This window comes from Pseudomonas sp. NPDC089758 (assembly GCF_044748705.1).
Classification (GTDB): domain Bacteria; phylum Pseudomonadota; class Gammaproteobacteria; order Pseudomonadales; family Pseudomonadaceae; genus Aquipseudomonas; species Aquipseudomonas putida_X.
The window spans coordinates 77356-100733 of sequence record NZ_JBIVGN010000001.1 but is presented as its reverse complement, the minus strand read 5'-3'; the positions used below and the strand labels follow the sequence as shown (position 1 = coordinate 100733).

The window sequence follows — 23378 nt, the reverse complement described above, 5'->3', positions numbered from 1 at the left end:
TGAGCGGATTGTCAGTGAGTGACGAAGACTGTCGCTAGGCGCCAAGTGGTCCAGCTGTTGTAGCCTCAAGGTGCAGGATTTGAAGGCAACGATTTCGCGGGTTGTAGGACATCGCTCTGGCGTTGCCCTACAGGCGTTGATACTCAGGGGGGCGCTTTTCCGTGAGGCAACTGGGTGCCAGTACCCTCAACGCAGGGGTAAACATGCATCAAGCTCACGTTGGCGAGGTAGGCGTGGGGCCGACTGGCCATGGTTTGAGGCAGGCTGCGCCAATCCACCACGAGGCAGAGTGCACTGAGCGATTGTTTGTCGTGCCGGCCCAGTACCTTATCGGGGAAGGACCTGCGGTAGAGCGCCAGGGTCTTGCCTACGGCTTCGACCTGCCCGGCGTTGGCCAAGGTTTCGTAGGCGAGCTTGGGCAGCTGCGGCTGCTCGAGGGTGAAATGGGCGTGGCCAGGCTCGGCGATCAGGTGCCCGGCCGCCCTCGTTCGCTGCCATAACTGCTGCCATTGACTGCTGCCGGCGTGGGCCGCCAGTTCGCGGCCCAGTTCAAGCAATCGTTCAGGCGGTATCTGGCGGACATCCAGCGCGTGGGTGGGCAGAGCGGGGAGTAACAACAGAATGAGCAGGGCGGGCTTGAGCATGGAGCCTCCAACTTGGGGGTAGGGAGGCCAATGCTTTCAGGCTTGAGGGGCCGCGCTAAGCAGGAAATGCAGCGCCAAAAGCCACGGGCGTTGTATCATGGCGCCGGCTCGTTGCGAGCCATTTGCCCCCGATGTTGCAAGGAACTATCGATGACACACGTGCAGCGCCTCAAATATTCGATTCTGATCATCCTGGTGGTGCTGGGCCTCATGCTGGGCCTGTCGCACCTGCAGAAACAGGGCACCATCAGTGAACAGACCTTCCAGATGCTGGCCATCGCCATTGCAGTCGTGGTGGTCGTGATCAACGGGATTCTGCGGCGCAAGGTCAAGCCCTGACCCTTGCCGGCCGGCCAGCGATGGCCGGCCTTGCGCTCAGCGCGAAGAGGGCTGCTCGAGCACGGCGCGCGCTTGCGGGTTGAGGCTGTAGCACTTGTCGTTGCCCAAGTGGATCACGCCCTCTGCGCACAGTCGCTTGAGCACCTCCCGCACACTGAGAAACGACAGCGGAATATCCAGTTGTTCCAGGTGCGCGTGCACCCCGCGCACGCCAATGCTGCGCCCGGCGCGGCCGGCACTGTGCAGGGCATCGATCACTTTGAGGCGGATCAGGCTGGTACGCAGCCCATAGGTGCGCAGCAACTCGCGGATCTGTTCGTTGCCGACACGCTCTTCCCCGCAGGCGTCCTGTCCATTGGCCGCCTCGGCCGGGGTTCGCCCGGGCTGAAGTGAAGGTTGCGGGTTGTACATGTGAATGCTCCTTTTCGTGGACTGTCCCGAAATATGGGTGCCTCACTTACTAGGACGAATGAGCGCGGAGAAACTGCAGCTTTTGCGCAAAAAAAATCGCTGCCTGTGTCATGAAGACGAATCTGACACGCCTGCTGCGTAAAATTTTCATCTGGGTGTTCGTCTGATTGGGAATGATCCCAGAAGCCCAGGAGTGCCCGTGCTCTCAATTTCAAGACCCATGACCTGCGTTGGCCTTGCGGCCGCGTTGGTTGCCTCAAGCCTCGCCGCGCAGGCGCAAGCGGCCAGTAGCGATGCCACTGCGCAAATCCGGCGCACCAGTTTCGGCGTGCCGCATATCGTGGCCAAGGATGAGCGCGGTCTGGGTTACGGCATCGGTTATGCCTATGGCCAAGACAACCTATGCCTGCTGGCCAATGAAGTGCTGACGGTCAACGGTGAACGCTCGCGCTTTTTTGGCGCGCAGGGCAAAACCCTCGAGCAGCGCGATAACCTGGCCAGCGACCTGTTCTTCACCTGGCTCAATACGCCGACCTCGGTCAACAGCTTCCTCCAGGCCCAACCCTCTGAGGTGCGCGATTTGCTGGAAGGCTATGCCAGTGGTTTCAACCGCGCCCTGGCCGAGCGCCGTAGCCAAGGGCTGCCGGCAGAATGCGGGGATGGCCAGTGGTTGCGGCCGATCACCAGTCTGGACCTGATCAAGCTGACCCGCCGTCTGCTGGCGGAGGGCGGGTTGGGGCAATTCGCCGAAGCGTTGGCGGGTGCTCAACCGCCACAGTTGACCAGCCAGCAGGCAGCGCACACGTTCGGCGAGGCACTGGCCCAGCAACAGCGTTTCGCTTCGGAACGGGGCAGCAATGCCGTTGCCGTGGGCGCAGAGCGTTCGGCCAACGGCCGCGGCCTGTTGTTGGCCAACCCGCATTTCCCCTGGATGGGCGGGATGCGCTTCTACCAGATGCAGCTGTCCATCCCTGGCCAGCTGGACGTGATGGGGGCCGCACTGCCTGGTTTGCCGGTAGTGAACATTGGTTTCAACCGTCATCTGGCCTGGACTCATACGGTCGATACTTCCAAACACTTCACGCTCTATAAACTGCAACTGGACCCGCAAGACCCGACGCGCTACCTGTTCGATGGCAAGTCCTTGCCCCTGACCCAGCAGGCTGTGAGTGTCACGGTCAAGGCTGAAGATGGCACACTGAGCCAGGTGGAGCGCCAGGTCTACAGCTCGAAATTCGGGCCCGTGGTGCAGTGGCCAGGCCGCCTGGACTGGGACAGCAAAACGGCCTACAGCCTGCGTGACGCCAATCTGGACAATACCCGTGTGCTGCAGCAGTGGTATCGCATCAACCGTGCCGATAGCCTGGCGGCACTGCAGGGCTCGATCGAGCAGTTGCAAGGCATACCCTGGGTCAACACCTTGGCTGTCGATTCGGGCGGTAAGGCGCTCTACCTTAACCAGTCGGTGGTGCCCTACGTGGACCAGCAGTTGCTCAGCCAGTGCAGCAACCCGGCGGCGCAAGGCCCGCTGGTAGTGCTCGATGGCTCACGCAGCGCCTGCCAGTGGAAGGTCGATGCCCAGGCGGCGCAGCCTGGCATCTTCCCGCCACGTCTGTTGCCCAGCCTTGCGCGCAACGATTTCGTGCAGAGCTCCAACGACCCGGCGTGGATGACCAACCCCGCCCAGCCGTTGACCGGTTACTCACCGCTGATCAGCCGCAGCGACCAGCCCTTGGGTATGCGCGGGCGCTTTGCGCTCGAGCGCCTGCAAGGCAAGGCCAAGCTGGGCGTGGAGGACCTGCAGCGTATGGTGATGGATGACGAGGTCTACCTGGCCAGCCTGGTGCTCCCAGACTTGCTGCAATGGTGCAAAGGCGCTGAGGCCGATTTGCAGGCGTTATGTTCGAGCCTGGCAAGCTGGGACGGCAAGGCTGACCTTGACAGTGGGATTGGCCTGGTGCATTTCCAGAACATCGTCGAAAACATGGCCAGGCATCCGCAAAGCTGGCGGGTGGCGTTTGATCCGGCAGACCCGCAACACACCCCCCGCGGGTTGGCAGTGGAGCAGGCCGCGGTGCGCACGTTGCTGCGCGAAGCGGCGCTGGCCTCCCTGCAGCAGGTCGCCAAAGCCGGGGTTGCTGAAGGCAGCCGTTGGGGGCAGATCCAGCAGGCGGCCGATGGCACGCCGGTACCGGGCGGCGCGCAGGCGATGGGGGTGTACAACGCGATCTACAGCATCCCGCATGGGCGGGGCAAGCGCTTGGTGGTCAGTGGCACCAGTTACCTGCAACTGGTCAGTTTCACCGAGGATGGGCCGCAGGCGCGGGGGCTGTTGGCCTTCTCGCAGTCCAGCGAAGCCGCTTCGGCCCATTCGAGCGACCAGACCAAGGCCTTCTCGGCCAAGCAGTTGGCGCCCATTCCGTTCACCGAGGCGCAAATCAAGGCTGACCCTGAGTATCGGCAGTATGTGATCAGCGAGGGTGACAAGGCGGCGGTGGCGAGCCGGCCTTGAGTCGCAAACCAGTACCGGCCTGATCGCCCGCAAGCCGGCATCTACAGGTTCGCCACAGCGTATTTGTAGCGCCGGCTTGCCGGCGATCAGGCCGGTATGGCCAAGCCATCCGTTTCAGGAAAACTCGAAGGGTTCCAACTGAAAGCCCTGCGCATCGACCTGCAGGGTCCAGCCGCGACGGTCCCAATCGCCCAGCACGATGCGCCGGGCCGGTTCCCCGTTCACCACCAGCTTGTGGATCGCCGGCCGGTGTGTGTGGCCATGCACCAGCGTTTTCACACCGTGCGCCGCCATCACCGCTGGCACTTCTTCGGCTGTGACATCGACAATGTCGGTGGCTTTCATGCGCGTCTGGGCACGGCTTTCGCTACGCAGCTTGCGCGCCAGCTTCTGCCGGGTGGCAAGCGGCAAGTGCCGTAGAACCCACAGGCTCAACGGGTTGCGCAGATAGCGGCGCATTTTCATGTAGCCGATGTCGCGGGTGCACAGGGTGTCGCCATGCATCAGCAAAACCTGCTCGCCGCCAAGGCTGATCACGCTGGGGTCGGCCAGCAAGGTGCAGCCGGCCGCTTGGCAGAAGCCCTCGCCAATCAAAAAGTCGCGGTTGCCGTGCATCAGGTAGACGGCCGTGCCGCTGTCGCTCAGCCGGCGCAGGGCCTGGCAGATCGACTGCTGAAAGGGCGTCATGGCATCGTCGCCGATCCAGGCTTCGAAGAAGTCGCCGAGGATGTACAGCGCATCGGCGTGGCGTGCGCGGCCGTCGAGCAGATCAAGAAACGCCCGGGTGATGTCCGGGCGTTCTTCTTGCAGATGCAGATCAGAGATCAGCAGTATCACTCAACGATCTCGGCTTTCTCGATGATCACGTCGTCTTTAGGTACGTCCTGGTGGCCAGCGTTGGAGCCGGTGGCGACCTTTTCGATGGCGTCGACGATTTCACGGCCTTCGGTCACTTCGCCGAACACCGCGTAGCCCCAGCCCTGGGTGTTCTTGCCGCTGTGGTTGAGGAAGTCGTTGTCGGAGGCGTTGATGAAGAACTGGGCCGAGGCCGAGTGCGGGTCCATGGTGCGGGCCATGGCGATGCTGTACTTGGTGTTCTTCAGGCCGTTGTCAGCTTCGTTCTGGATGCTGGCGCGGGTCTTCTTCTGGCTCATGCCTGGCTCGAAGCCGCCGCCCTGGATCATGAAACCCTTGATCACACGGTGGAACACGGTGCCGTCGTAGTGACCGTCCTTGACGTACTGAACGAAGTTTGCCGTGGTGAGCGGCGCCTTTTCGGCGTCCAGTTGCAGGACGATAACGCCGTGGTTGGTGGTCAGTTTGACTTTGGACATGCTGGAATTCGCTCTTTCAAGGCATTCGGGAATTAGGGTGCGCAGTGCGCCTGTAGTCACCTGACGCAGGATCGGGCGACCGCGACACATGGCGCGCACTGGCCATTTTGCCAGGCCGCGACAAAAAGCTGCGATAAATCACGGCAGTTTGTCCGAGCCTGGCTGTCAGCAGCTTGACTGCTTCGGCTATGATAGGCCCTTTGATTCAATCGGCCTACCCAGGCCGGACACGTGCATTCAAGGATCCTATGAGCAAGCCCACTGCCGACAACGCGCCCAACGCCGCTGCCAAAGGCGCCCCCGCCGTCCCTGCGAACTTCCTGCGGCCGATCATCCAGGCCGACCTGGACTCGGGCAAGCACAGCAGCATCGTCACTCGTTTTCCGCCGGAGCCCAATGGCTACCTGCACATTGGCCATGCCAAGTCGATCTGCGTCAACTTCGGCCTGGCCAAGGAGTTCGGCGGCGCCTGTCACCTGCGCTTCGACGACACCAACCCGGCCAAGGAAGACCAGGAGTACATCGATGCCATCCAGCGCGACGTCAAATGGCTGGGCTTCGACTGGGCCGGCGAGGTGCGTTATGCCTCGAACTACTTCGACCAACTGCACGATTGGGCGGTTGAACTGATCAAGCGTGGCAAGGCCTATGTCTGCGACCTGACCCCTGATCAGGCCAAGGCCTACCGTGGCAGCCTGACCGAGCCTGGCCAGAACAGCCCGTTCCGTGAGCGCAGCGTCGAAGAGAACCTCGACCTGTTCGCCCGCATGAAGGCTGGCGAGTTCAAGGATGGCGAGCGCGTGCTGCGGGCCAAGATCGACATGGCCTCGCCGAACATGAACCTGCGCGACCCGATCCTGTACCGCATCCGTCATGCCCACCACCACCAGACCGGTGACAAGTGGTGCATCTACCCCAACTATGACTTCACCCATGGTCAGTCCGATGCCATCGAAGGCATCACCCACTCGATCTGCACCCTGGAGTTCGAAGGCCATCGGCCGCTGTACGACTGGTTCCTCGACAACCTGCCGGTACCGGCGCACCCGCGTCAGTACGAGTTCAGCCGCCTGAACCTGAACTACACCATCACCTCCAAGCGCAAGCTCAAGCAGTTGGTCGACGAGAAACATGTCAGCGGCTGGGACGACCCGCGCATGTCCACCCTGTCGGGCTTCCGCCGTCGCGGTTACACCCCGGCCTCGATCCGCAACTTCTGCGAGATGGTCGGTACCAACCGCTCCGACGGCGTCGTCGACATGTCGATGCTCGAGTTCAGCATCCGTGACGACCTCGACCGCACCGCGCCACGCGCCATGTGCGTGCTGCGCCCGCTCAAAGTGGTCATCACCAACTACCCTGAAGGCCAGGTCGAGCAGCTCGAACTGCCGCGCCACCCCAAGGAAGACATGGGCGTGCGCGTGCTGCCCTTCGCTCGCGAGCTGTACATCGACCGCGACGATTTCATGGAAGAGCCGCCAAAGGGTTACAAGCGCCTGGAGCCGGCCGGTGAAGTGCGCCTGCGCGGCAGCTACGTGATCCGCGCCGACGAAGCGGTCAAGGACGCCGATGGCAACATCGTCGAGCTGCGCTGCTCCTACGACCCGGATACCCTGGGCAAGAACCCCGAGGGCCGCAAGGTCAAGGGCGTGATCCACTGGGTGCCGGCAGACGCCAGTGTCGAATGCGAAGTGCGCCTGTACGACCGCCTGTTCCGCTCGCCGAACCCAGAGAAGGCCGAGGAGGGCGCCAGCTTCCTCGACAACATCAACCCGGGCTCGCTGCAAGTGCTGACCGGCTGCCGTGCCGAGCCGTCGCTGGGCCAGGCGCAGCCTGAAGACCGCTTCCAGTTCGAGCGCGAAGGCTACTTCTGCGCCGACCTCAAGGACAGCCAGCCGGGCCGCCCGGTGTTCAACCGCACCGTCACCCTGCGTGACTCCTGGGGCAGCTAAGGAACCGCCGTGCTTACCATCTACAACACGCTGAGCAAAACCAAGGAAGTCTTCAAGCCGCTCGATGGCAACAAGGTGCGTATGTACGTGTGCGGCATGACCGTGTACGACTACTGCCACCTGGGCCATGGCCGCAGCATGGTGGCCTTCGACCTGGTCACCCGTTGGCTGCGCAAGAGCGGCTATGAGCTGACCTATGTGCGCAACATCACCGACATCGATGACAAGATCATCAACCGGGCCAACGAGAACGGCGAAACCTTCGACGCGCTCACGGCCCGCATGATCGATGCGATGCACGAGGACGAACGGCGCCTGAACATCCTCAAACCGGACCAGGAACCGCGTGCCACCGACCATATCGCCGGCATGCACGCGATGATCCAGACCTTGATCGACAAGGGCTACGCCTACGCGCCCGGCAATGGCGACGTGTACTACCGGGTCGGCAAGTTCGTTGGCTACGGCAAGCTGTCGCGCAAGAAGATCGAGGACCTGCGCATCGGTGCCCGCATCGAGGTCGACGAGGCCAAGCAGGACCCGCTCGACTTCGTCCTGTGGAAGGGCGTCAAGCCGGGCGAGCCGTACTGGGATTCGCCGTGGGGGCCGGGCCGTCCGGGCTGGCACATCGAGTGCTCGGTGATGTCCACCTGCTGCCTGGGCGAGAGCTTCGACATCCACGGTGGCGGCAGCGACCTGGAGTTCCCGCACCACGAGAACGAAATCGCCCAGAGCGAAGCGGCGACCGGCAAGCAGTACGCCAACGCCTGGATGCATTGCGGCATGATCCGCATCAATGGCGAGAAGATGTCCAAGTCATTGAACAACTTCTTCACCATCCGTGACGTGCTCGACGTATACCACCCGGAGGTGGTGCGCTACCTGCTGGTGGCCAGTCACTACCGCAGTGCCATCAACTACTCCGAAGACAGCCTGCGTGATGCCAAAGGTGCCTTGGAGCGCTTCTATCACGCACTGCGTGGTTTGCCGCGTGTGGCAGCCAAGGGTGGTGAGGAATTCGTCGAGCGCTTCAGCGTGGCGATGAACGACGACTTCAACACCCCCGAAGCCTGTGCCGTGCTGTTCGACCTGGTGCGCGAAATCAACCGCCTGCGCGACAGCGACGCGGATGCGGCTGCTGGCCTGGCCGGTCGCCTGCGCGAGCTGGGTGATGTGCTGGGTGTGCTGCAGCTGGAGGCCGATGACTTCCTGCGTGCAGGGGCTGAGGGCAAGGTCGATGCGGCTGAAGTGGAGGCGCTGATCCAGGCGCGTCTGCAGGCGCGTGCCGACAAGAACTGGGCAGAGTCCGACCGGATCCGTGACCAGCTGACCGCCATGGGCGTGGTGCTGGAAGACGGCAAGGGTGGCACTACCTGGCGTCTGGCTGACTGATGATGTAAAGGGGGCCGCTTAGCGGCCCCATCGCCGGCAAGCCGGCTCCCACAGGTATTGCGTAGGGCTTGAAGGTTGCGTGGTGTTGGTGAGAGCTGAACAAGCCCACAGGTATTGTGCAGGGCTTGACGGTTGTGCTGTTGTGGTGGGCTTGCCGGCGATGGGCTGCACAGCAGTCCCCGCTTTTACCTCGGCAACCCCGGCAACGGGCAATGCAAGACCAGCTTGGCCCCGCCCAGCTCACTGTCACCCACCTCCAGCCCAAACCCGTGCAAGTCGACGATCGCCGCAACGATCGACAAACCGAGCCCGAACCCCGGGTGGCGGTGGCCTTCATCGCTGCGATAGAACCGCTTCAGCACTGCAGTGCGCTCTTGTTCCGGAATCCCAGGTCCGCTGTCCTCGATAGCGATATGCACGCCTGCCTCGTCCTGCGTCGCGGTAATGGCTACCCGGCCACCTTCTGGCGTGAATTTGATGGCATTGCCCACCAGGTTGGCCAGCGCTTCGAACAGCAACTCACGGTCCCCATGCAGCGCCGCCAGGTGCTCAGGCTGCTGCAGCTGCAGGCGGATACCGCCATCTTCAGCCAGGGGCAGGTAGAAATCGTGCAACTCCACCAGCAACTCACGCGGGTTCAGCTCGATGAAGCCGGCGCGGCGCTGGCGATCCTCCAGCTCACTGATGCGCAACAGGCCACGAAAACGTGCCATCAGGGTATCGGTTTCGCCGATGGCCTGGTCCAGTGCTTCGGCTTGCGCTGAGTCCAAACCGCTCTGCTGGCGGATGCGGTACAGCTGCGCTCGCAGGCGGGTGAGCGGTGTGCGCAGGTCGTGGGCAATGTTGTCGCACACGCCCTTGACCTCGTGCATCAGCCGTTCGATCCGGTCAAGCATGGCGTTGACGATGGCTGCCAGCATGTCCAGTTCGTCGCGCCGGGCCGACAGTGGCAGGCGGTGGGTGAGGTCGCCGGCGACGATCAGCTCTGCCTGCGCCTGTATCGCGCGAATGCGTTTCAAAGGCCTGCGCCGCAGCATGTACCAGCCAGCGAAGCCAGGGATGAGTGTCAGCGATATGCCCCATAGCAAGGCGTGCAGGATGATGCGTGTCACCACGAACAACGAGCCGTTGTCGCGCAGCAGTACCAGCCAGCGGCCGTCCTGAACCTTGATTGCCACCGCGTCGCAGCTGTCACGCGGCATGTGCGGGTCATCGGCGTCCAGGCAGCGCTCGAGTTCATGCACCTTGCCGTCCAGGCCCAGTTCCGGCGGGATAGCACGGATGCGCCCGCCGATCGGGTTGAGCTGGGCGTCGAACAGGCCGTAGGCATCGAAGGCGCGCTCCTCGAATGCCTGGCTTGCGATCAGGGCGTCGTCCAGCTGCTTGCCGCTCATGTGTGCGAACAGGTGCTGGCGCTGCAGCATGGAGTGGCGGGTAAGCTTGTTCAGGTAGCTGGACACCTCGAAATACAGCACCCCCATGAGGATGCTGCTCCAGGCCACGAAGAGGAAGCTGTACAACGCCAGCAGGCGGCTGGTCGAGGAGCTCCAGCCCTTAGTTGGGTTCAGCAATGGCATAGCCGGAGCCCCGTACGGTACGGATCAGCGGCGCTTGCCCGGGGGAATCGATCTTCTTGCGCAGGCGGCCGATATGCACATCGATCAGGTTGGTGCCAGGGTCGAAGTGGTAGCCCCAGACTTCCTCGAAGATCATCATCCGCGTGATCACCTGGCCGCTGTGGCGCATCAGGTACTCCAGCAGTTTGTACTCGGTGGGCAACAGGTTGAGCGTCTGGTCGCCGCGGCGGGCCTCATGGCTGATCAGGTCCAGTTGCAGATCGGCGACCTGCAGTCGGGTCTGGGTCATCGGCACGCTGTTGCGCCGCAGCAGCACTTCCACCCGTGCAGCCATCTCGTCGGAGGCGAACGGCTTGGTCAGGTAGTCGTCGCCACCGGCACGCAAGCCTCGCACACGCTCATCGACGTCGGACAGTGCGCTGATCATCAGGATTGGCGTTGCGATTTTAAGGTTGCGCAGGGTGGTGACGATGGTCAGGCCATCGACCTCAGGCAGCATGCGGTCCAGGGTGATCAGGTCATAGCCGCCGCCGATGGCTTTGGCCAGGCCTTCACGGCCATTGTCTGCCCAATCCACTTCCAGACCGTGGCTGGTGAGTTCGGCGACGATTTCCTGGCCGGTGACGGCGTCGTCTTCGATGGTCAGTACGCGTGGCATGCTGGTTCCTGGGCGTCTAGTGGAGGCTTGATTGTGCCAAAGAATAGACTGCCGGGAATTTAAGAAAAATTCATCTGGCTGCAGATTGGCACAAGTTGACGCAATTGCGGGGGAGGTGGCCTGCCAGCGATGAGGCCGGACCTGTCAGGCAGAAAAAAGGGCATGCCAGCGTCTGGCATGCCCTGCGGTTCAGCGTGGCGCGAAGGCTCAGGCGACCTTGACGATCCAGCCAGCCGGTGCTTCGACGTCGCCACTCTGAATGCCGGTCAGCTCGTTATAGAGCTTCTGGGTGACCGGGCCGACTTTTTCCAGGTCGTGGAACACGTGCAGCTTGCCGTTGTACTCGATGCCACCGATCGGGGTGATCACCGCGGCGGTACCGCAGGCACCCGCTTCGATGAAGCGGTCGAGCTTGTTGATTTCGACATCGCCTTCGATCACGGTCAGGCCCAGGCGCGAGGACGCCAGTTCCATCAGCGACAGGCGGGTGATACCTGGCAGTACCGAGGCCGATTTCGGGGTGATGAATTCATTGTTGGCGGTGATGCCGAAGAAGTTGGCCGAGCCGACTTCCTCGATCTTGGTGTGGGTCAGCGGATCGAGGTAGATGGCGTCGGCGAAGTTGGCTTTCTTGGCTTCAGCACCTGGCTGCAGGCTGGCTGCATAGTTGCCGCCGACCTTGGCGGCGCCGGTGCCCTGTGGCGCGGCGCGGTCGAAGCTGGAAATCTGGAAGTTGTGCGGCTTCATGCCGCCTTTGAAGTACGAGCCAACCGGGATGGCGAATATCGAGAAGATGAACTCGGGGGCGGTGCGCACGCCGATGTTATCGCCGGTGCCGATCACGAACGGGCGCAGGTACAGGGCACCCTTGCCGTGTGGCGGGACGAATTTCTCGTTGGCCTTGACCACTTGCTTGCAGGCCTCGATGAACACATCGGTCGGCACCTGCGGCATCAGCAGGCGAGCGCAGCTGCGCTGCATGCGGGCGGCGTTCTGGTCAGGGCGGAACAGGTTGATCGAGCCGTCTTTGCAGCGGTAGGCCTTCAGGCCTTCGAAGCACTGCTGGCCATAGTGCAGGGCAGTGGAGCCTTCACTGATGTGCAGCACATTGTCTTCGGTCAGGGTGCCTTTGTCCCACTCACCGTTGCGCCATACGGACAGGTAGCGCTTGTCGGTCTTGATGTAGTCGAAACCCAGCTTGTCCCAGTTAATGCTTTCGTTACTCATGACACCCTCGATTGTCTTGCAAGTGCCCGATCGCTCGGGCTGCTGTTATATGCGCACCTCGCCACGATAATACATCCGCCGCGGATCGGGAACGCCCAGTCACGAATTGGGGGCGCGGGGCTGGCGATGGATTCGCGGTGTCCTTGGGGCCGATCAGGGCCAGCATTGCGCCATGTGACTGCCTCCAGCGCTAGCGCGCAGCACCGAGGCGCCTGTTCCAATCCCCGCCATGGCTTCGCTCACACGCCTCTTCGCTGTCAAAGCGCACATGCCATGCCGGGTGATCCAGCGTTACACCTGCTTTGTCCAGCGCCTGGGCCGTCAGCTTGAGCATGCGTGCCTTGGCATCCCCCGCCAGCGCTGCGGCCTTGTCGACCTCGCGCTCGAAGACCCAGGTGATGCGCAGGCTGGCAGGGAACTGATCAGGGTCCAGGCGGTGGGTGAGCCAACTGAACCCGACGATCTGTGCCTTGGCCGTTTCGCATGCGTCGGTCAGGCATGCCACCAGTTCACGCTCAAGGCGCGCCAGTTCGCGTTTGCCCAATGCTTTCATGGCGCGGCCTCGTGATCGATCTGTTGGCAGAAACGCAGCAGGTTGCCGAACGGGTCGCGTATCTGCATCTGCAGGCCCCAATCGACGCGCTCGGCCTGTGGGCGGGCATAGCCGTACTGCTTGTCCTGCAGTTCACGTTGCAGTGCCAGCAGTTCGTCGGTGCGGGCAAACACCGTCGAGCCTGGGCACGCGTCGCCGTGGTGCTCGCTCAGGTGCAGGATCAGGCCGTCGCGATGAATTTGCGCATACAAAGGCAGGTCCGGGCTGAAGCGGTGCTCCCAGTCCAGGGTGAAGCCGAGGAAGTCGAGGTAGAACTCCTTGGCCTTTTCGACCGAGAAAATACGCAGGATGGGGATGGCAGGGGCGAGAGGCATGGCGGTTCCTTGGCCGTGGACGGTATGTGACTGGGTTGCCAGTCTACCGATTGTGGCGGCGGGCTGTCCTGTTCGCGGGGAACCACCCTGGCTGATTCGAGCACCGAAACAGGGCTGATGCGTGCCCTGGTGTCGTGCGCCATGAGCGAGCATGCCCCACGCCAGAGCCTTGCGCATTATGTTTCATGTGGCTTCACCTGCGTAGTTGGCCCGCAAACTGCTATATCCCAGCCAATCGAATTTGATCGAGTGGTCAGGCCTGCAGCACGTCAGTGCGCGGCGCTGGTGCTCGCAACGGCCATGAGGCCGTGAAAATCAGGGGCTATAGGATGTTGCTGGCCGAGCGCGTCGAAAAATCTGAACATGATGCAGGATGGAGCGCCTACCTGCAGTTGCGCTTTGTCGAGCGTGCTGGCGTGACCCGCCTTGGTGCGCGTCGTCATTTTGGCCCGCTTTTGGTGCAGCGGCCGTTCTACCCGGAAGGTGCGCCGTGCCACGTCTATGTGCTGCATCCGCCAGGGGGCATCGTTGCCGGTGATCGCCTGGAACTGGATCTTCAGCTAGAGCCTGGCAGCCATGCATTGCTGACCATGCCCGGCGCCAGCAAGTTTTATCGAAGTATCGGCCCCACCGCATGGCTGACCCAACGTTTTCATCTGCAAGCGGGCAGCACCCTGGAGTGGCTGCCCCAGGACAGCATTTTCTTTTCCGGCGCACGGGCCAGCCTCGACAGCCGCTTCACCCTCGAGCCCGGTGCTCGCCTGCTGGCCTGGGAGACGCTCTGCCTGGGCCGACCGGTGATGGGCGAGCGTTTCGCTCAGGGCGCGCTGGACAGCCGTCTTAGCATCGAGGTGCCCGACGACCCTGGCTTGAGCGAGCGCCTGCGCATCACCGGGGGCCAACTCGACAAGCTCGGCGGGCACCCCTTGCTCGCCACTTTCTGTGCCTACCCGGCAGATCCAACCTTGCTGGAAAAGGTGCGGCCTCTGCTCGATGAACTGAAAACGCCAGGCGGCGCCACTTTGCTCGGTTCGCTGCTGGTGATTCGCCTGCTGGACCACGACAACCAACATCTGCAACACACCCTGCAGCGCCTCTGGCACGTCCTGCGGCCGGCCGTCCTCGGCCTGCCGGCGTGCCCGCCGCGCATCTGGGCCACTTGAGAGAGCGCCATGGAGCTGACCCCGAGAGAGAAAGACAAACTGCTGCTGTTCACTGCCGCGCTGTTGGCAGAACGGCGCCTGGCCCGTGGCCTGAAGCTCAACTACCCCGAGGCGGTGGCGCTGATCAGCGCCGCAGTGCTCGAAGGCGCCCGTGATGGGCGTACGGTAGCCGAGCTGATGAGCCTGGGCCGGGAAGTGATCGGCCGCGAGCACGTCATGGACGGTGTGCCCGAGATGCTCCATGACGTGCAGGTCGAAGCCACCTTCCCTGACGGCACCAAGCTGGTGACCGTGCATGACCCCATCGTCTGACCTGGCCGAGGAGCCCAGCATGATCCCAGGTGAAATTCAGGTCGCCGCCGGCGACATCGAACTCAACGCCGGCCGCGAAACGGTCAGTGTCAACGTGGCCAATCATGGCGACCGGCCGGTGCAGGTGGGCTCGCATTACCACTTTTACGAGGTCAACGATGCCCTGGTGTTCGACCGCGAGCCTAGTCGCGGCTTTCGTCTCGACATTCCGGCCGGCACTGCCGTGCGCTTCGAACCGGGCCAGGCGCGTACCGTGCAACTGGTTGCCTACGCCGGCAAGCGCGAGGTGTATGGCTTTCAGGGCAAAGTGATGGGCGCACTGGAGGGCCAGGCATGAGCCGTATTTCACGTCGGGCCTATGCCGACATGTTCGGCCCTACTGTCGGCGACCGTGTACGGCTGGCCGACACTGCGCTGTGGGTGGAGGTGGAGAAGGACTTCACGGTTTACGGCGAAGAGGTCAAGTTCGGGGGTGGCAAGGTCATCCGCGACGGCATGGGCCAGGGCCAGATGCTTGCTGCCCAGGCCATGGACCTGGTGTTGACCAACGCCTTGATCATCGATCATTGGGGTATCGTCAAGGCCGATATCGGCGTCAAGCACGGGCGTATCGTTGCCATCGGCAAGGCCGGCAACCCTGACGTGCAGCCGGGCGTGACCGTGCCAGTGGGCCCAGGCACCGAAGTGATCGCGGCCGAAGGCAAGATCGTCACCGCCGGGGGCATCGATTCGCACATTCACTTCATCTGCCCTCAGCAGGTGGAAGAAGCGCTGACCAGTGGCGTCACCACGTTCATCGGCGGTGGCACCGGGCCGGCCACCGGTACCAATGCCACCACCTGCACCCCGGGGCCCTGGTACCTGGCGCGCATGCTCCAGGCGGCCGACAGCCTGCCGATCAACATCGGCCTGCTGGGCAAGGGCAATGCCTCGCGTCCTGACGCGCTGCGCGAGCAGATCGCTGCGGGTGCGGTGGGCCTGAAGTTGCACGAGGACTGGGGCTCTACCCCGGCCGCCATCGACTGCTGCCTGGGCGTTGCCGAGGAAATGGACATCCAGGTGGCGATTCACACCGACACCCTCAACGAGTCCGGCTGCATCGAAGACACCCTGGCCGCCATCGGTGACCGCACCATCCATACCTTCCACACCGAAGGGGCCGGCGGCGGTCACGCACCCGACATCATCCGTGCGGCGGGGCAGGCCAACGTGCTGCCATCCTCGACCAACCCGACCCTGCCTTATACGGTCAACACCGTCGATGAACACCTCGACATGCTGATGGTCTGCCACCACCTGGACCCGAGCATCGCCGAGGACGTGGCGTTCGCCGAGTCACGCATCCGCCGCGAAACCATCGCCGCCGAAGACATCCTGCATGACATGGGCGCGTTCGCCATGACCTCGTCCGACTCCCAGGCCATGGGCCGCGTCGGTGAGGTGGTGCTGCGCACCTGGCAGGTCGCCCACCAGATGAAGGTGCGCCGCGGGCCTCTGGCACCGGACAGCAGCTACAGCGACAACTTCCGGGTCAAGCGCTACATCGCCAAATACACCCTCAACCCGGCGCTGACCCATGGCATCGCCCATGAGGTGGGGTCGGTGGAGGTGGGCAAGCTGGCTGATCTGGTGCTGTGGTCGCCGGCCTTCTTCGCGGTCAAGCCGGCACTGGTCATCAAGGGCGGGATGATCGTCACCGCGCCCATGGGCGACATCAACGGTTCGATTCCGACCCCACAGCCGGTGCATTACCGGCCCATGTTCGGGGCGCTCGGTGCTGCCCGCCATGCCACGCGCATGACCTTCCTGCCCCAGGCCGCCATGGACCGTGGCCTGGCCCAGGAACTGGGCTTGCAGAGCCTGATCGGCGTGGCCCACGGCTGCCGCCAGGTACGCAAGGCCGACATGGTCCACAACACGTTGCAACCGGTGATCGAAGTCGATTCGCAGACCTACCAGGTACGCGCCGACGGCGAACTGCTGGTGTGCGAGCCGGCCAGCGAACTGCCGCTGGCCCAGCGTTATTTCCTGTTCTGAAGGAGCGAAGATGATTGTCCTGACCCGCCGGATCGATGCATCCGACACTATCACCGGCACCGTTACCCTGGACGTCGATAGCCGTATCAAGAGCCGCTTGCGGGTTGCCCTCGACGATGGCCGGGAGGCGGGCCTGATGCTTGAGCGCGGCCACCTGCTGCGCGGTGGCGAGCTGCTGGCCGATGCTGCGGGCAGCCAGGTGGTGCAGGTGCTCGCAGCGCCCGAGGCGGTATCGACCGTGCGTTGCAACGACCCGCACCTGCTGGCGCGTGCCGCGTACCACCTGGGCAACCGCCACGTCCCCCTGCAGATCGAGCCGGGCCTGCTGCGTTACCAGCACGACCACGTGCTTGACGACATGCTGCGCGGCCTGGGCCTGACGGTCGAGGCCGAGCAGGCACCGTTCGAGCCGGAAGCCGGGGCCTACCAGAGCGCGCCGCACAGCCACAGCCACAGCCACAGCCATGCGCACGATCACCCCTTCGTGCGCCTGCCAGCCCATTCCTGAACCTTGGAGCTCACAATGAAAAAAACGCTTGCCCTTGCGCTGCTGCTGGTTGCTCTGCCGGCCTTCGCCCACCCGGGCCATGACAGCAATCCGCTGCACGATGGCCTGTTGCATCCGCTGACCGGCCTCGATCACCTGTTGATGCTGTTGGGTACCGGTGTGCTAGCGGCCTTGACCCGGCGCAACCTGGCCTTGCCGCTGGCAACCTTGGCGGCGATGTTCGCTGGCGCCGTGTGTGGCCATCTGTTCGGTGATGTGCTGGGCATGGAGACCATGATCGCCGTGTCGGTGCTGGTGGCAGGCGTTGCCGTACTGCTGCCTAGCCGCCAGTTGCTGCTGGCGCTGGCGATGCCTGTGTTTGCCCTGTTCCATGGCTGGGCCCATGGCGTTGAGGCCACGCCCAGCGCCTTCTGGCTGTTCAGTGCCGGTTTCGTCACCGTCAGCGGCTTGCTGCTGGTCGTGGGCTTCGCTGTCGGTTGCCTGCTGCGCCGCCATAGCGCGCTGCAGAAAGCCTTTGGTGGCGGCATGCTTGCCGGCGCCGCAGTGGTGCTGGCCGGTTGATGAACAGCGACCTGGCATTGCTGCGCCTGCTGCAGCTGGCCAGCCCCGGCTTGCCGGTGGGGGGCTTCACCTACTCGCAAGGCCTTGAGTGGGCCGTTGAGGCGGGGTGGGTGCGAGACATCAAAAGCTTCAGCGCCTGGCAGTGCGAGCAGATGCACGACACCCTCGCTTACCTGGACTGGCCGGTCCTGGCGCGCCTGTACCACGCGTGCCAGGCCGATGATGCTGCTGCGTTTGCGCGCTGGAGCCGCTTTCTGCTGGCCAACCGCGAAACCGCCGAGCTGCGCCTTGAAGAGCAGCAACGGGGCGCGGCGCTGGCGCGCTTGCTCGATGGTTGGCAGTTGGGCCAGGCCCCGGGCTGGCGCCCAAGCCTGGAACTCAGCCAGTTGGGCGGCATGGCCTGGCTGGCCGTGCACTGGTCGATCCCGTTGCGCCAGCTTGCCCTTGGGCATGCCTTAGCCTGGTTGGAGGGCGCGGTCATGGCTGGGGTCAAACTGGTGCCGTTCGGCCAGCAGGCGGCCCAGACCCTGCTGCGCGACCTGGGTGAGACACTGCCCGGCATCATCGACCAAGCCCTGGCGCTTGGTGACGACCAGCTCGGTGGCGGCTTGCCGCTGCTGGCCATTGCATCATCGCGTCACGAAACCCAATACACCCGTTTATTCCGTTCCTGAGGACTGCCTTAATGCAAAGCTATCAGCAACCCCTGCGCGTCGGTGTCGGCGGCCCGGTCGGCTCTGGCAAGACCGCGCTGCTCGAATGCTTGTGCAAAGCCATGCGCGACCACTACCAGATCGCCGTGGTCACCAACGATATCTACACCAAGGAAGACCAGCGCATCCTTACCGAGGCCGGCGCGCTGGAGCCCGAGCGCATCGTCGGCGTCGAAACCGGTGGCTGCCCGCACACCGCCATCCGCGAGGATGCCTCGATGAACCTGGCTGCCGTGGAAGCGTTGGCGCGCAAGTTCGGCAACCTTGAAGTCATCTTCGTGGAAAGCGGTGGCGACAACCTCAGCGCCACCTTCAGCCCTGAGCTGGCCGACCTGACCATCTACGTGATCGACGTGGCCGAAGGCGAAAAAATCCCGCGCAAGGGCGGGCCTGGCATCACCAAGTCCGATTTTCTGGTGATCAACAAGACCGACCTCGCGCCTTACGTCGGTGCCTCGCTGGAGGTGATGGAGCGTGATACCCAGCGTATGCGCCCGGAGCGCCCGTGGACGTTCAGCAACCTGAAGAAAGGCGAGGGCCTGCAGGCGGTGATCGACTTCATCGTCGAGCGGGGGATGCTGGGGGTGAGGGGCTGAGGTCAAGCACTTCGACGCGGTTGCGGCCGTTGTGTTTGGCTTTGTACAACTGCTCGTCGGCTTGCTTGAGCACGCTGTCGGTCTGATGCGTATCGGGCCGGCGGCAGGCCACGCCAATCGACACGCTGAGTTTGCCCACATGCGGTGCATCGGCCTGTTCGACCGCGGCGCGTATGCGTTCGGCAATGCGCCGGGCATCGGCCAGGCCAGTGTCCGGCAGCAGCATGGTGAATTCCTCACCGCCGACCCGGCAGGGCAGGTCGTCGTGGCGTGAATTATGGCGCAACAGCTCGGCGAGGTGTTTGAGCACCTCATCGCCCGCATCGTGGCCAAAGGTATCGTTGACCTGTTTGAAATGGTCGATGTCCAGGGCCAGCACGGCGAATGCTCTGGGGCTCTGCATCAAGGCGTCCAGCGTCAGTTGCATGGCGCGCCGGTTGGCAAGGCCGGTCAGGGCATCACTCTGAGCCTGTTGGCGCAGCTTGCCGAATTTTTCCTGCAGCAATTGCTCGCCTGTCAGCAAGGCGCGGCGGATGGCTGCGACCTCCACGTACCACGCGTCGATACGGCGCAGCTGATCGCCGGTCTGGGGGGCGGACAGGTGGCTGGCGCTGTGTGCCAGTTGGCGTAACGGCAAGGTCAGGCGGTAGGTCATCCAGAGCATCAACAGCAAGCCGATGATGCTGACCGGCAGGATATAGAGCAGCACCTTGCGGGTCATTTCGCCCAGGGGCGCCAAGGCCAGGTCCCGCGGTGTCTGCACCACCACTGCCCAGTGCGCTTCAGGCACCGGGGCAAAGCCCGCAAGCATGGGAGCGCCGGCAGAGTTGGGCACTTCGAGGGTGCCTGTCTGGCCACGCAGCGCCGCGCTGATCGTTGGGCTGTCGCTGACCTGGGTGCCAATGCGCGCATGCTCGGGGTGGTGCAGCAGGCGTAGGTTGGCGTCGGCGACGAAGGCGAAGGTGCCGTCCTGTTGGTAGTGCAGGCCGATCAACGTATGCAATGCGCTTTCTTTCTTGAGAAACACCGAACCGCCGACAATGCCCAGGTAGCGGCCATCGGCGGCAAAGATCGGTTGCGAAACGAAGATCACCAAATCGCCCCCGCGCGAGGTGTAGGCGGAACTGACCCACGGCTGACGGGCTTGCACGGCTTGGCGGATTTCGCTGGAGTGCTGCTGGTGGCTGGTGACCTGTTCTATGTCCGGATGCGCCACCAGTACCTGGCCTTGGGCGTTGACGATGACGATGGAGTTGAAGTCCTTGTCCTGCACCTGCAGTCGCTCGGCTTCACTTTGCAGCGCGGCCAGGTCGTCCAGGCCGCCGCCCAGTTGCCCGGCACTGTAGGACAAGTGGTTGCGTGCCGAGCGCAGGAACTCGTCGATATCCGATGCCAGTTTGCTCGCATAGGCTTGGTTGGCCTTCAGCTCAAGGTCGACCAAGGCGCGATGCTGTACCCGGTAGGCGACCGCGAGGGTGTTGCACAGGGTTGCCAGGCACGCCAGCACGACAATGCCAACGACCAGGGTGCGTAGGTGGAACATGGGCAAGCGCTTGAGCATGGGGGGCCTGTAACGCGAGGGCGACGGGCTCAAGTATGGCCGTATTCTGCCGAACTGCTGCCATTGCGCCGCCCGGCTGGCTCAGCCATGGCGCAGGCGGCGCTGTGGCCTGTTCAGTCATGGCAGCAATGCGGTTTGCCGGGCTGGCTTTCGTAGCGATCGTGATGCCGCACCCAGTCCATGGTGCCTTCCTCGTTGCGCCCCAATGGCGCAATGTCGAGGAAATTGTAGGTGCTGACCAGGATATCGAGCCCGCGCGCATAGGTTGAGTAGGTATGAAAGACACTGCCGTCCTGGTCCCGGTAGAAGGCGCTCAACCCAGGCAGCTCGCTTTCGTTGCCGGTGTAGGGTTCGTAGTTGTAGTGGCTGTTGCCGTCAGTGGCGACACTGACGCCGAAATCTTCATTGAAACTGCTGCCGTTTGACGAGTACCAGGGAAAGCGCCAGCCCATGCGCTGGGCAAATGCCTGGAACTCAGCGCGGGGCGCACGCGAAACGGCGACCAGCGAAACATCGTGATGCGCCAGGTGCAGGTTGGCGCCGTCGAAATGGTCGGCGAGGAACGAGCAGCCGGGGCAGCCTTCGCTCCAGCCTTCGGCGAACATGAAGTGGTAGACCAGCAACTGACTGCGCCCGGCGAACAGGTCGCCTAAACTCAGCTCGCCGTGCGGGCCTTGAAAACGGTAGGGCTGTTCCAGTTTGACCCAGGGCAGGGCGCGGCGGGCGGCGGCCAGTTCGTCGCGCTGGTGGGTAAAGGCTTTTTCATGCAGCCATAGCTGACGGCGGGCGGCCAACCATTGGCTGCGCGAGACGATGTCGGGCTTTTGAGGGTTCATGGGGATGACTCCACACGTGGGGTTCAAGTGTGGTCGAGCGGGCAGGGAGGAGATCGACAGCAGGCCCTGTGCTCGCGACGAGTGGTCAGGGCCCGGCAAGTCCAGTCACAGCATGAGGCTCAAGCGCTGCACTGCATCGCTTTTATCACCTCCCACAACCGCGGATCGTCAAAATCATCCACCACAAGGCTGGCCCCCGCAGCCATCAGCCGTTCTGCCGTCTGTGTCGTGGCAACCCCCACGGTAAAGATCCCGGCGCCGCTCGCCGCTTTCACACCTGGCAACGAATCCTCGAACGCCAGCGCCTCCCCGGCCGTTGCCTCCAGGCGCTGCAAGCCGGTCAGGTACGGCAACGGGTCAGGCTTGGGCCGTGCCAGTTCCTCGGCCACCAGCACATGCTCGAAGTGTGCGCCAAGGCCCATGGCAGTGAGCATGTGCTCGGCATTGAGCCTTGGTGCGTTGGTCACCACGCACATGCCGATACAGCGTGCCCGGGCATAGTCCAGCAGGCGCAGCAGCCCCGGCATGGGTTCAAGGGCAGGGGCCAGCTCGCGGAACAGCGCTTCCTTGCGATCAGCCAGCGCCAGGCATTCCTGCGCGCCGGCGTTTGGGAACAGCTCGGCGAACAAGGGCCCATTGGCCCGGCCGCTGATCTGGGCATCGAACTGGGCCTGGGTCAGCTCACGGCCATCATGGTCGCGCAACAACTGACGGAAAGCCTGCAAATGCAGGGTGTCGGTGTCGGTGAGGGTTCCGTCGAGGTCGAACAGCAGTGCAGTCAGCATCAGGCATCCAGGCAGTAGAAAACACACGTCGGGGCATCATAACCAAACCCAGCGACGAAGGGGGCTGTTCAGTCTTCGCTGAAAAGAGTACAAATGTGCTCCATGGACAATCTTACCCCCAAACGCCGCGCAATCCTCGACTTCATCCGTGAACGCATCACCGATCATGGCCAGCCGCCGAGCCTTGCCGACATCGCCCAGCGTTTCGGCTTCGCCTCCCGCAGTGTTGCGCGCAAGCACATCACTGCCCTGTGCCAGGCCGGCTACATCGACGTCACGCCCAATCAGGCCCGTGGCATCCGCCTGGCCGCACCCTTGCGCCGCCCTGAAATACTCGAAGTGCCCGTGCTGGGCCAGGTGGCTGCAGGCGCGCCGATCGGCCCCGACCTGGGCATTCACGAGCAGTTGCTGATTGACCCCAGCCTGTTCCGGCGTACACCGGACTACCTGCTCAAGGTGCGCGGCGACTCGATGATCGATGACGGCATCTTCGACGGTGACCTGGTGGGTATTCGCCAGCAAGGTGAGGCCCGCGATGGCCAGATCGTGGTCGCCCGCCTCGACGGCGAGGTCACCATCAAACGCCTGCAACGCCAACCCGGCGGCTATCGGCTGCTGCCACGCAACCCTGCCTATGCGCCGATCGATGTCGGGCCTGAGCGCGAATTCTTCATCGAAGGCGTGTTCTGCGGCCTGTTGAGGCGCGACTGATGGGCGCGGTGGTCGACCTTGACCGCTTGCTGGACCAGCGCCAGGTCTGGCGCGGCCGGCAGGCGCGGGTACGGCCGGCCGGGTTGCAGCCCACCGGCCATGCGGCGCTTGATCAACGGCTGCCCGAGGGGGGCTGGCCCGCAGCTGCGCTGAGCGAGTTGCTGTTGGCCAGCCCTGGGTGTGGCGAACTGCAACTGTTGTGGCCCTCATTGGCCCGCCTGACCGCCGATGGCGGCCGAGTGGTGCTGGTGGCGCCTCCCTTTATCCCTTACGCACCGGCATGGCAAGCGGCCGGGGTGGACTTGCGCTGGCTGGTCCAGGTCGATGCCCAGCAGGCTGATGCCCTCTGGGCTGCCGAGCAGTGCCTGCGCTCTGGCAGTTGCGCCGCAGTACTGTGCTGGCCGGAGCGAGCCGATGACCGTGCGTTGCGCCGCCTGCAGGTGGCGGCAGAAACCGGGCAGGCGCTGGCTTTTGCCTGCCGGCCGCAGCAGGCTGCGCACAATCCATCCCCGGCCGCGGTGCGCATCGCCATCGACGCGCGGCCCGCGCAATGGCGTGTGCTCAAGTGCCGCGGTGGCTTGCCGCCGGCTGCAGCCATCCCCTGTGCCTGGCAGGGGTGATG

The 23378-nt window shown here is 63.6% G+C and carries 26 protein-coding genes; 14 read left to right on the top strand and 12 right to left on the bottom strand.

Going from position 1 to position 23378, the window contains the following annotated elements; translation table 11 throughout:
• Nucleotides 1-143: 143 nt before the first annotated feature.
• A complete protein-coding gene (locus ACIPZH_RS00485) occupies nt 144-644 on the bottom strand; it encodes a hypothetical protein (RefSeq protein WP_400634541.1) in 501 nt (166 codons plus the stop codon).
• A 150-nt stretch (nt 645-794) separates the two neighbouring features.
• Here ACIPZH_RS00485 and ACIPZH_RS00480 point away from each other — a divergent pair, with 150 nt between their 5' ends.
• Nucleotides 795-983 carry a hypothetical protein gene (locus ACIPZH_RS00480; protein ID WP_016394938.1) on the top strand — a complete coding sequence of 63 codons (189 nt, stop codon included), beginning with the start codon at nt 795-797 and terminating at the stop codon, nt 981-983.
• 36 nt (nt 984-1019) lie between these two features.
• Here ACIPZH_RS00480 and ACIPZH_RS00475 read toward each other — a convergent pair whose 3' ends face one another.
• Nucleotides 1020-1394, bottom strand: a complete 375-nt coding sequence (locus tag ACIPZH_RS00475) for a fe2+ zn2+ uptake regulation protein (protein ID WP_241805789.1) — start codon at nt 1392-1394, stop codon at nt 1020-1022.
• 220 nt (nt 1395-1614) lie between these two features.
• Here ACIPZH_RS00475 and ACIPZH_RS00470 point away from each other — a divergent pair, with 220 nt between their 5' ends.
• Nucleotides 1615-3906, top strand: a complete 2292-nt coding sequence (locus ACIPZH_RS00470; protein ID WP_400634995.1) for an acylase — start codon at nt 1615-1617, stop codon at nt 3904-3906.
• A gap of 114 nt (nt 3907-4020) precedes the next feature.
• On the opposite strand, the gene ACIPZH_RS00465 is transcribed toward ACIPZH_RS00470, so the two are convergent.
• On the bottom strand, nt 4021-4743 hold the full coding sequence (locus tag ACIPZH_RS00465) for a UDP-2,3-diacylglucosamine diphosphatase (RefSeq protein ID WP_241805788.1): 723 nt from the start codon (nt 4741-4743) through the stop codon (nt 4021-4023).
• Nucleotides 4740-5240: a peptidylprolyl isomerase gene (locus ACIPZH_RS00460; protein WP_241805787.1), complete on the bottom strand. Its 501-nt coding sequence runs from the start codon at nt 5238-5240 to the stop codon at nt 4740-4742. The genes ACIPZH_RS00465 and ACIPZH_RS00460 overlap by 4 nt, the downstream gene beginning before the upstream one ends.
• 248 nt (nt 5241-5488) lie before the next feature.
• Between ACIPZH_RS00460 and ACIPZH_RS00455 the strand changes: the two genes are divergently transcribed.
• Complete coding sequence (locus ACIPZH_RS00455) at nt 5489-7192, top strand: glutamine--tRNA ligase/YqeY domain fusion protein (protein WP_400634538.1); 1704 nt, start codon at nt 5489-5491, stop codon at nt 7190-7192.
• Nucleotides 7193-7201: 9 nt separating this feature from the next.
• The gene (gene cysS, locus ACIPZH_RS00450) at nt 7202-8584 is read left to right on the top strand and encodes a cysteine--tRNA ligase (protein ID WP_400634536.1); all 1383 of its coding nucleotides are present in this window, start codon (nt 7202-7204) and stop codon (nt 8582-8584) included.
• A 185-nt stretch (nt 8585-8769) separates the two neighbouring features.
• Here cysS and ACIPZH_RS00445 read toward each other — a convergent pair whose 3' ends face one another.
• The 5 genes from ACIPZH_RS00445 to ACIPZH_RS00425 form a co-directional block, all read right to left on the bottom strand.
• Nucleotides 8770-10161 carry a sensor histidine kinase gene (locus tag ACIPZH_RS00445; protein WP_400634534.1) on the bottom strand — a complete coding sequence of 464 codons (1392 nt, stop codon included), beginning with the start codon at nt 10159-10161 and terminating at the stop codon, nt 8770-8772.
• Nucleotides 10139-10819 carry a response regulator transcription factor gene (locus ACIPZH_RS00440; protein WP_241805783.1) on the bottom strand — a complete coding sequence of 227 codons (681 nt, stop codon included), beginning with the start codon at nt 10817-10819 and terminating at the stop codon, nt 10139-10141. Before ACIPZH_RS00440 ends, ACIPZH_RS00445 begins: the two co-directional genes overlap by 23 nt.
• 207 nt (nt 10820-11026) lie before the next feature.
• Nucleotides 11027-12046, bottom strand: coding sequence for a branched-chain amino acid aminotransferase (locus ACIPZH_RS00435; protein WP_400634531.1), 1020 nt, complete (start codon nt 12044-12046; stop codon nt 11027-11029).
• Nucleotides 12047-12236: 190 nt separating this feature from the next.
• Nucleotides 12237-12599, bottom strand: a complete 363-nt coding sequence (locus ACIPZH_RS00430; RefSeq protein ID WP_400634529.1) for a hypothetical protein — start codon at nt 12597-12599, stop codon at nt 12237-12239.
• The gene (locus ACIPZH_RS00425; RefSeq protein WP_400634527.1) at nt 12596-12973 is read right to left on the bottom strand and encodes a glyoxalase superfamily protein; all 378 of its coding nucleotides are present in this window, start codon (nt 12971-12973) and stop codon (nt 12596-12598) included. The genes ACIPZH_RS00430 and ACIPZH_RS00425 overlap by 4 nt, the downstream gene beginning before the upstream one ends.
• A 329-nt stretch (nt 12974-13302) precedes the next feature.
• On the opposite strand from ACIPZH_RS00425, the gene ACIPZH_RS00420 reads away from it, so the two are divergent.
• From ACIPZH_RS00420 to ureG, 8 genes are read left to right on the top strand one after another with little or no spacing between them, the layout of a single operon-like run.
• A complete protein-coding gene (locus ACIPZH_RS00420; RefSeq protein ID WP_400634525.1) occupies nt 13303-14136 on the top strand; it encodes an urease accessory protein UreD in 834 nt (277 codons plus the stop codon).
• 9 nt (nt 14137-14145) lie between these two features.
• On the top strand, nt 14146-14448 hold the full coding sequence (locus ACIPZH_RS00415; RefSeq protein WP_241805779.1) for an urease subunit gamma: 303 nt from the start codon (nt 14146-14148) through the stop codon (nt 14446-14448).
• Nucleotides 14449-14467: 19 nt separating this feature from the next.
• Nucleotides 14468-14785: an urease subunit beta gene (locus tag ACIPZH_RS00410; RefSeq protein WP_267823945.1), complete on the top strand. Its 318-nt coding sequence runs from the start codon at nt 14468-14470 to the stop codon at nt 14783-14785.
• Nucleotides 14782-16485, top strand: coding sequence for an urease subunit alpha (gene ureC / locus ACIPZH_RS00405; protein ID WP_241805778.1), 1704 nt, complete (start codon nt 14782-14784; stop codon nt 16483-16485). Before ACIPZH_RS00410 ends, ureC begins: the two co-directional genes overlap by 4 nt.
• Before the next feature lie 10 nt (nt 16486-16495).
• Entirely contained in the window at nt 16496-16993 is a 498-nt protein-coding gene (gene ureE, locus ACIPZH_RS00400) for an urease accessory protein UreE (RefSeq protein WP_400634524.1), read from the top strand.
• Nucleotides 16994-17008: 15 nt separating this feature from the next.
• On the top strand, nt 17009-17554 hold the full coding sequence (locus ACIPZH_RS00395) for a HupE/UreJ family protein (protein ID WP_400634523.1): 546 nt from the start codon (nt 17009-17011) through the stop codon (nt 17552-17554).
• A complete protein-coding gene (locus ACIPZH_RS00390; protein WP_400634521.1) occupies nt 17554-18228 on the top strand; it encodes an urease accessory protein UreF in 675 nt (224 codons plus the stop codon). The genes ACIPZH_RS00395 and ACIPZH_RS00390 overlap by 1 nt, the downstream gene beginning before the upstream one ends.
• An 11-nt stretch (nt 18229-18239) precedes the next feature.
• Complete coding sequence (gene ureG / locus ACIPZH_RS00385) at nt 18240-18863, top strand: urease accessory protein UreG (RefSeq protein WP_119688944.1); 624 nt, start codon at nt 18240-18242, stop codon at nt 18861-18863.
• Here ureG and ACIPZH_RS00380 read toward each other — a convergent pair.
• The 3 genes from ACIPZH_RS00380 to ACIPZH_RS00370 all read right to left on the bottom strand — a co-directional run bounded on the left by ACIPZH_RS00380 (nt 18826) and on the right by ACIPZH_RS00370 (nt 22045).
• Nucleotides 18826-20406, bottom strand: coding sequence for a diguanylate cyclase (locus tag ACIPZH_RS00380; protein ID WP_400634519.1), 1581 nt, complete (start codon nt 20404-20406; stop codon nt 18826-18828). The two genes, ureG and ACIPZH_RS00380, sit on opposite strands and share 38 nt — an antisense overlap.
• A gap of 131 nt (nt 20407-20537) precedes the next feature.
• Nucleotides 20538-21260, bottom strand: a complete 723-nt coding sequence (locus ACIPZH_RS00375) for a DUF899 domain-containing protein (protein WP_400634517.1) — start codon at nt 21258-21260, stop codon at nt 20538-20540.
• Between the two features lie 119 nt (nt 21261-21379).
• Nucleotides 21380-22045, bottom strand: a complete 666-nt coding sequence (locus ACIPZH_RS00370; protein ID WP_400634515.1) for an HAD family hydrolase — start codon at nt 22043-22045, stop codon at nt 21380-21382.
• A 93-nt stretch (nt 22046-22138) separates the two neighbouring features.
• Between ACIPZH_RS00370 and lexA the strand changes: the two genes are divergently transcribed.
• Together lexA and imuA are read left to right on the top strand one after the other, a co-directional pair.
• Entirely contained in the window at nt 22139-22756 is a 618-nt protein-coding gene (lexA, locus tag ACIPZH_RS00365; RefSeq protein ID WP_241805770.1) for a transcriptional repressor LexA, read from the top strand.
• Nucleotides 22756-23376, top strand: a complete 621-nt coding sequence (imuA, locus tag ACIPZH_RS00360) for a translesion DNA synthesis-associated protein ImuA (protein WP_267823417.1) — start codon at nt 22756-22758, stop codon at nt 23374-23376. The genes lexA and imuA overlap by 1 nt, the downstream gene beginning before the upstream one ends.
• Nucleotides 23377-23378 lie beyond the last annotated feature (2 nt).

What these genes read in the sequence shown, in the direction of transcription:
- ACIPZH_RS00415 (WP_241805779.1), top strand. Translation starts at nt 14,146, where the DNA reads ATGGAGCTGACCCCGAGAGAGAAAGACAAACTGCTGCTGTTCACTGCC.
- ACIPZH_RS00460 (WP_241805787.1), bottom strand. Translation starts at nt 5,240, where the DNA reads ATGTCCAAAGTCAAACTGACCACCAACCACGGCGTTATCGTCCTGCAA.
- ACIPZH_RS00440 (WP_241805783.1), bottom strand. Translation starts at nt 10,819, where the DNA reads ATGCCACGCGTACTGACCATCGAAGACGACGCCGTCACCGGCCAGGAA.
- ACIPZH_RS00445 (WP_400634534.1), bottom strand. Translation starts at nt 10,161, where the DNA reads ATGCCATTGCTGAACCCAACTAAGGGCTGGAGCTCCTCGACCAGCCGC.
- ACIPZH_RS00380 (WP_400634519.1), bottom strand. Translation starts at nt 20,406, where the DNA reads ATGTTCCACCTACGCACCCTGGTCGTTGGCATTGTCGTGCTGGCGTGC.
- ACIPZH_RS00485 (WP_400634541.1), bottom strand. Translation starts at nt 644, where the DNA reads ATGCTCAAGCCCGCCCTGCTCATTCTGTTGTTACTCCCCGCTCTGCCC.
- ureC (WP_241805778.1), top strand. Translation starts at nt 14,782, where the DNA reads ATGAGCCGTATTTCACGTCGGGCCTATGCCGACATGTTCGGCCCTACT.
- ACIPZH_RS00455 (WP_400634538.1), top strand. Translation starts at nt 5,489, where the DNA reads ATGAGCAAGCCCACTGCCGACAACGCGCCCAACGCCGCTGCCAAAGGC.
- ACIPZH_RS00410 (WP_267823945.1), top strand. Translation starts at nt 14,468, where the DNA reads ATGATCCCAGGTGAAATTCAGGTCGCCGCCGGCGACATCGAACTCAAC.
- ACIPZH_RS00475 (WP_241805789.1), bottom strand. Translation starts at nt 1,394, where the DNA reads ATGTACAACCCGCAACCTTCACTTCAGCCCGGGCGAACCCCGGCCGAG.
- ACIPZH_RS00425 (WP_400634527.1), bottom strand. Translation starts at nt 12,973, where the DNA reads ATGCCTCTCGCCCCTGCCATCCCCATCCTGCGTATTTTCTCGGTCGAA.
- ACIPZH_RS00370 (WP_400634515.1), bottom strand. Translation starts at nt 22,045, where the DNA reads ATGCTGACTGCACTGCTGTTCGACCTCGACGGAACCCTCACCGACACC.
- ACIPZH_RS00395 (WP_400634523.1), top strand. Translation starts at nt 17,009, where the DNA reads ATGAAAAAAACGCTTGCCCTTGCGCTGCTGCTGGTTGCTCTGCCGGCC.
- ACIPZH_RS00435 (WP_400634531.1), bottom strand. Translation starts at nt 12,046, where the DNA reads ATGAGTAACGAAAGCATTAACTGGGACAAGCTGGGTTTCGACTACATC.
- ACIPZH_RS00390 (WP_400634521.1), top strand. Translation starts at nt 17,554, where the DNA reads ATGAACAGCGACCTGGCATTGCTGCGCCTGCTGCAGCTGGCCAGCCCC.
- imuA (WP_267823417.1), top strand. Translation starts at nt 22,756, where the DNA reads ATGGGCGCGGTGGTCGACCTTGACCGCTTGCTGGACCAGCGCCAGGTC.
- lexA (WP_241805770.1), top strand. Translation starts at nt 22,139, where the DNA reads ATGTGCTCCATGGACAATCTTACCCCCAAACGCCGCGCAATCCTCGAC.
- ACIPZH_RS00420 (WP_400634525.1), top strand. Translation starts at nt 13,303, where the DNA reads ATGTTGCTGGCCGAGCGCGTCGAAAAATCTGAACATGATGCAGGATGG.
- ACIPZH_RS00375 (WP_400634517.1), bottom strand. Translation starts at nt 21,260, where the DNA reads ATGAACCCTCAAAAGCCCGACATCGTCTCGCGCAGCCAATGGTTGGCC.
- ureE (WP_400634524.1), top strand. Translation starts at nt 16,496, where the DNA reads ATGATTGTCCTGACCCGCCGGATCGATGCATCCGACACTATCACCGGC.
- ureG (WP_119688944.1), top strand. Translation starts at nt 18,240, where the DNA reads ATGCAAAGCTATCAGCAACCCCTGCGCGTCGGTGTCGGCGGCCCGGTC.
- ACIPZH_RS00470 (WP_400634995.1), top strand. Translation starts at nt 1,615, where the DNA reads ATGACCTGCGTTGGCCTTGCGGCCGCGTTGGTTGCCTCAAGCCTCGCC.
- ACIPZH_RS00480 (WP_016394938.1), top strand. Translation starts at nt 795, where the DNA reads ATGACACACGTGCAGCGCCTCAAATATTCGATTCTGATCATCCTGGTG.
- ACIPZH_RS00430 (WP_400634529.1), bottom strand. Translation starts at nt 12,599, where the DNA reads ATGAAAGCATTGGGCAAACGCGAACTGGCGCGCCTTGAGCGTGAACTG.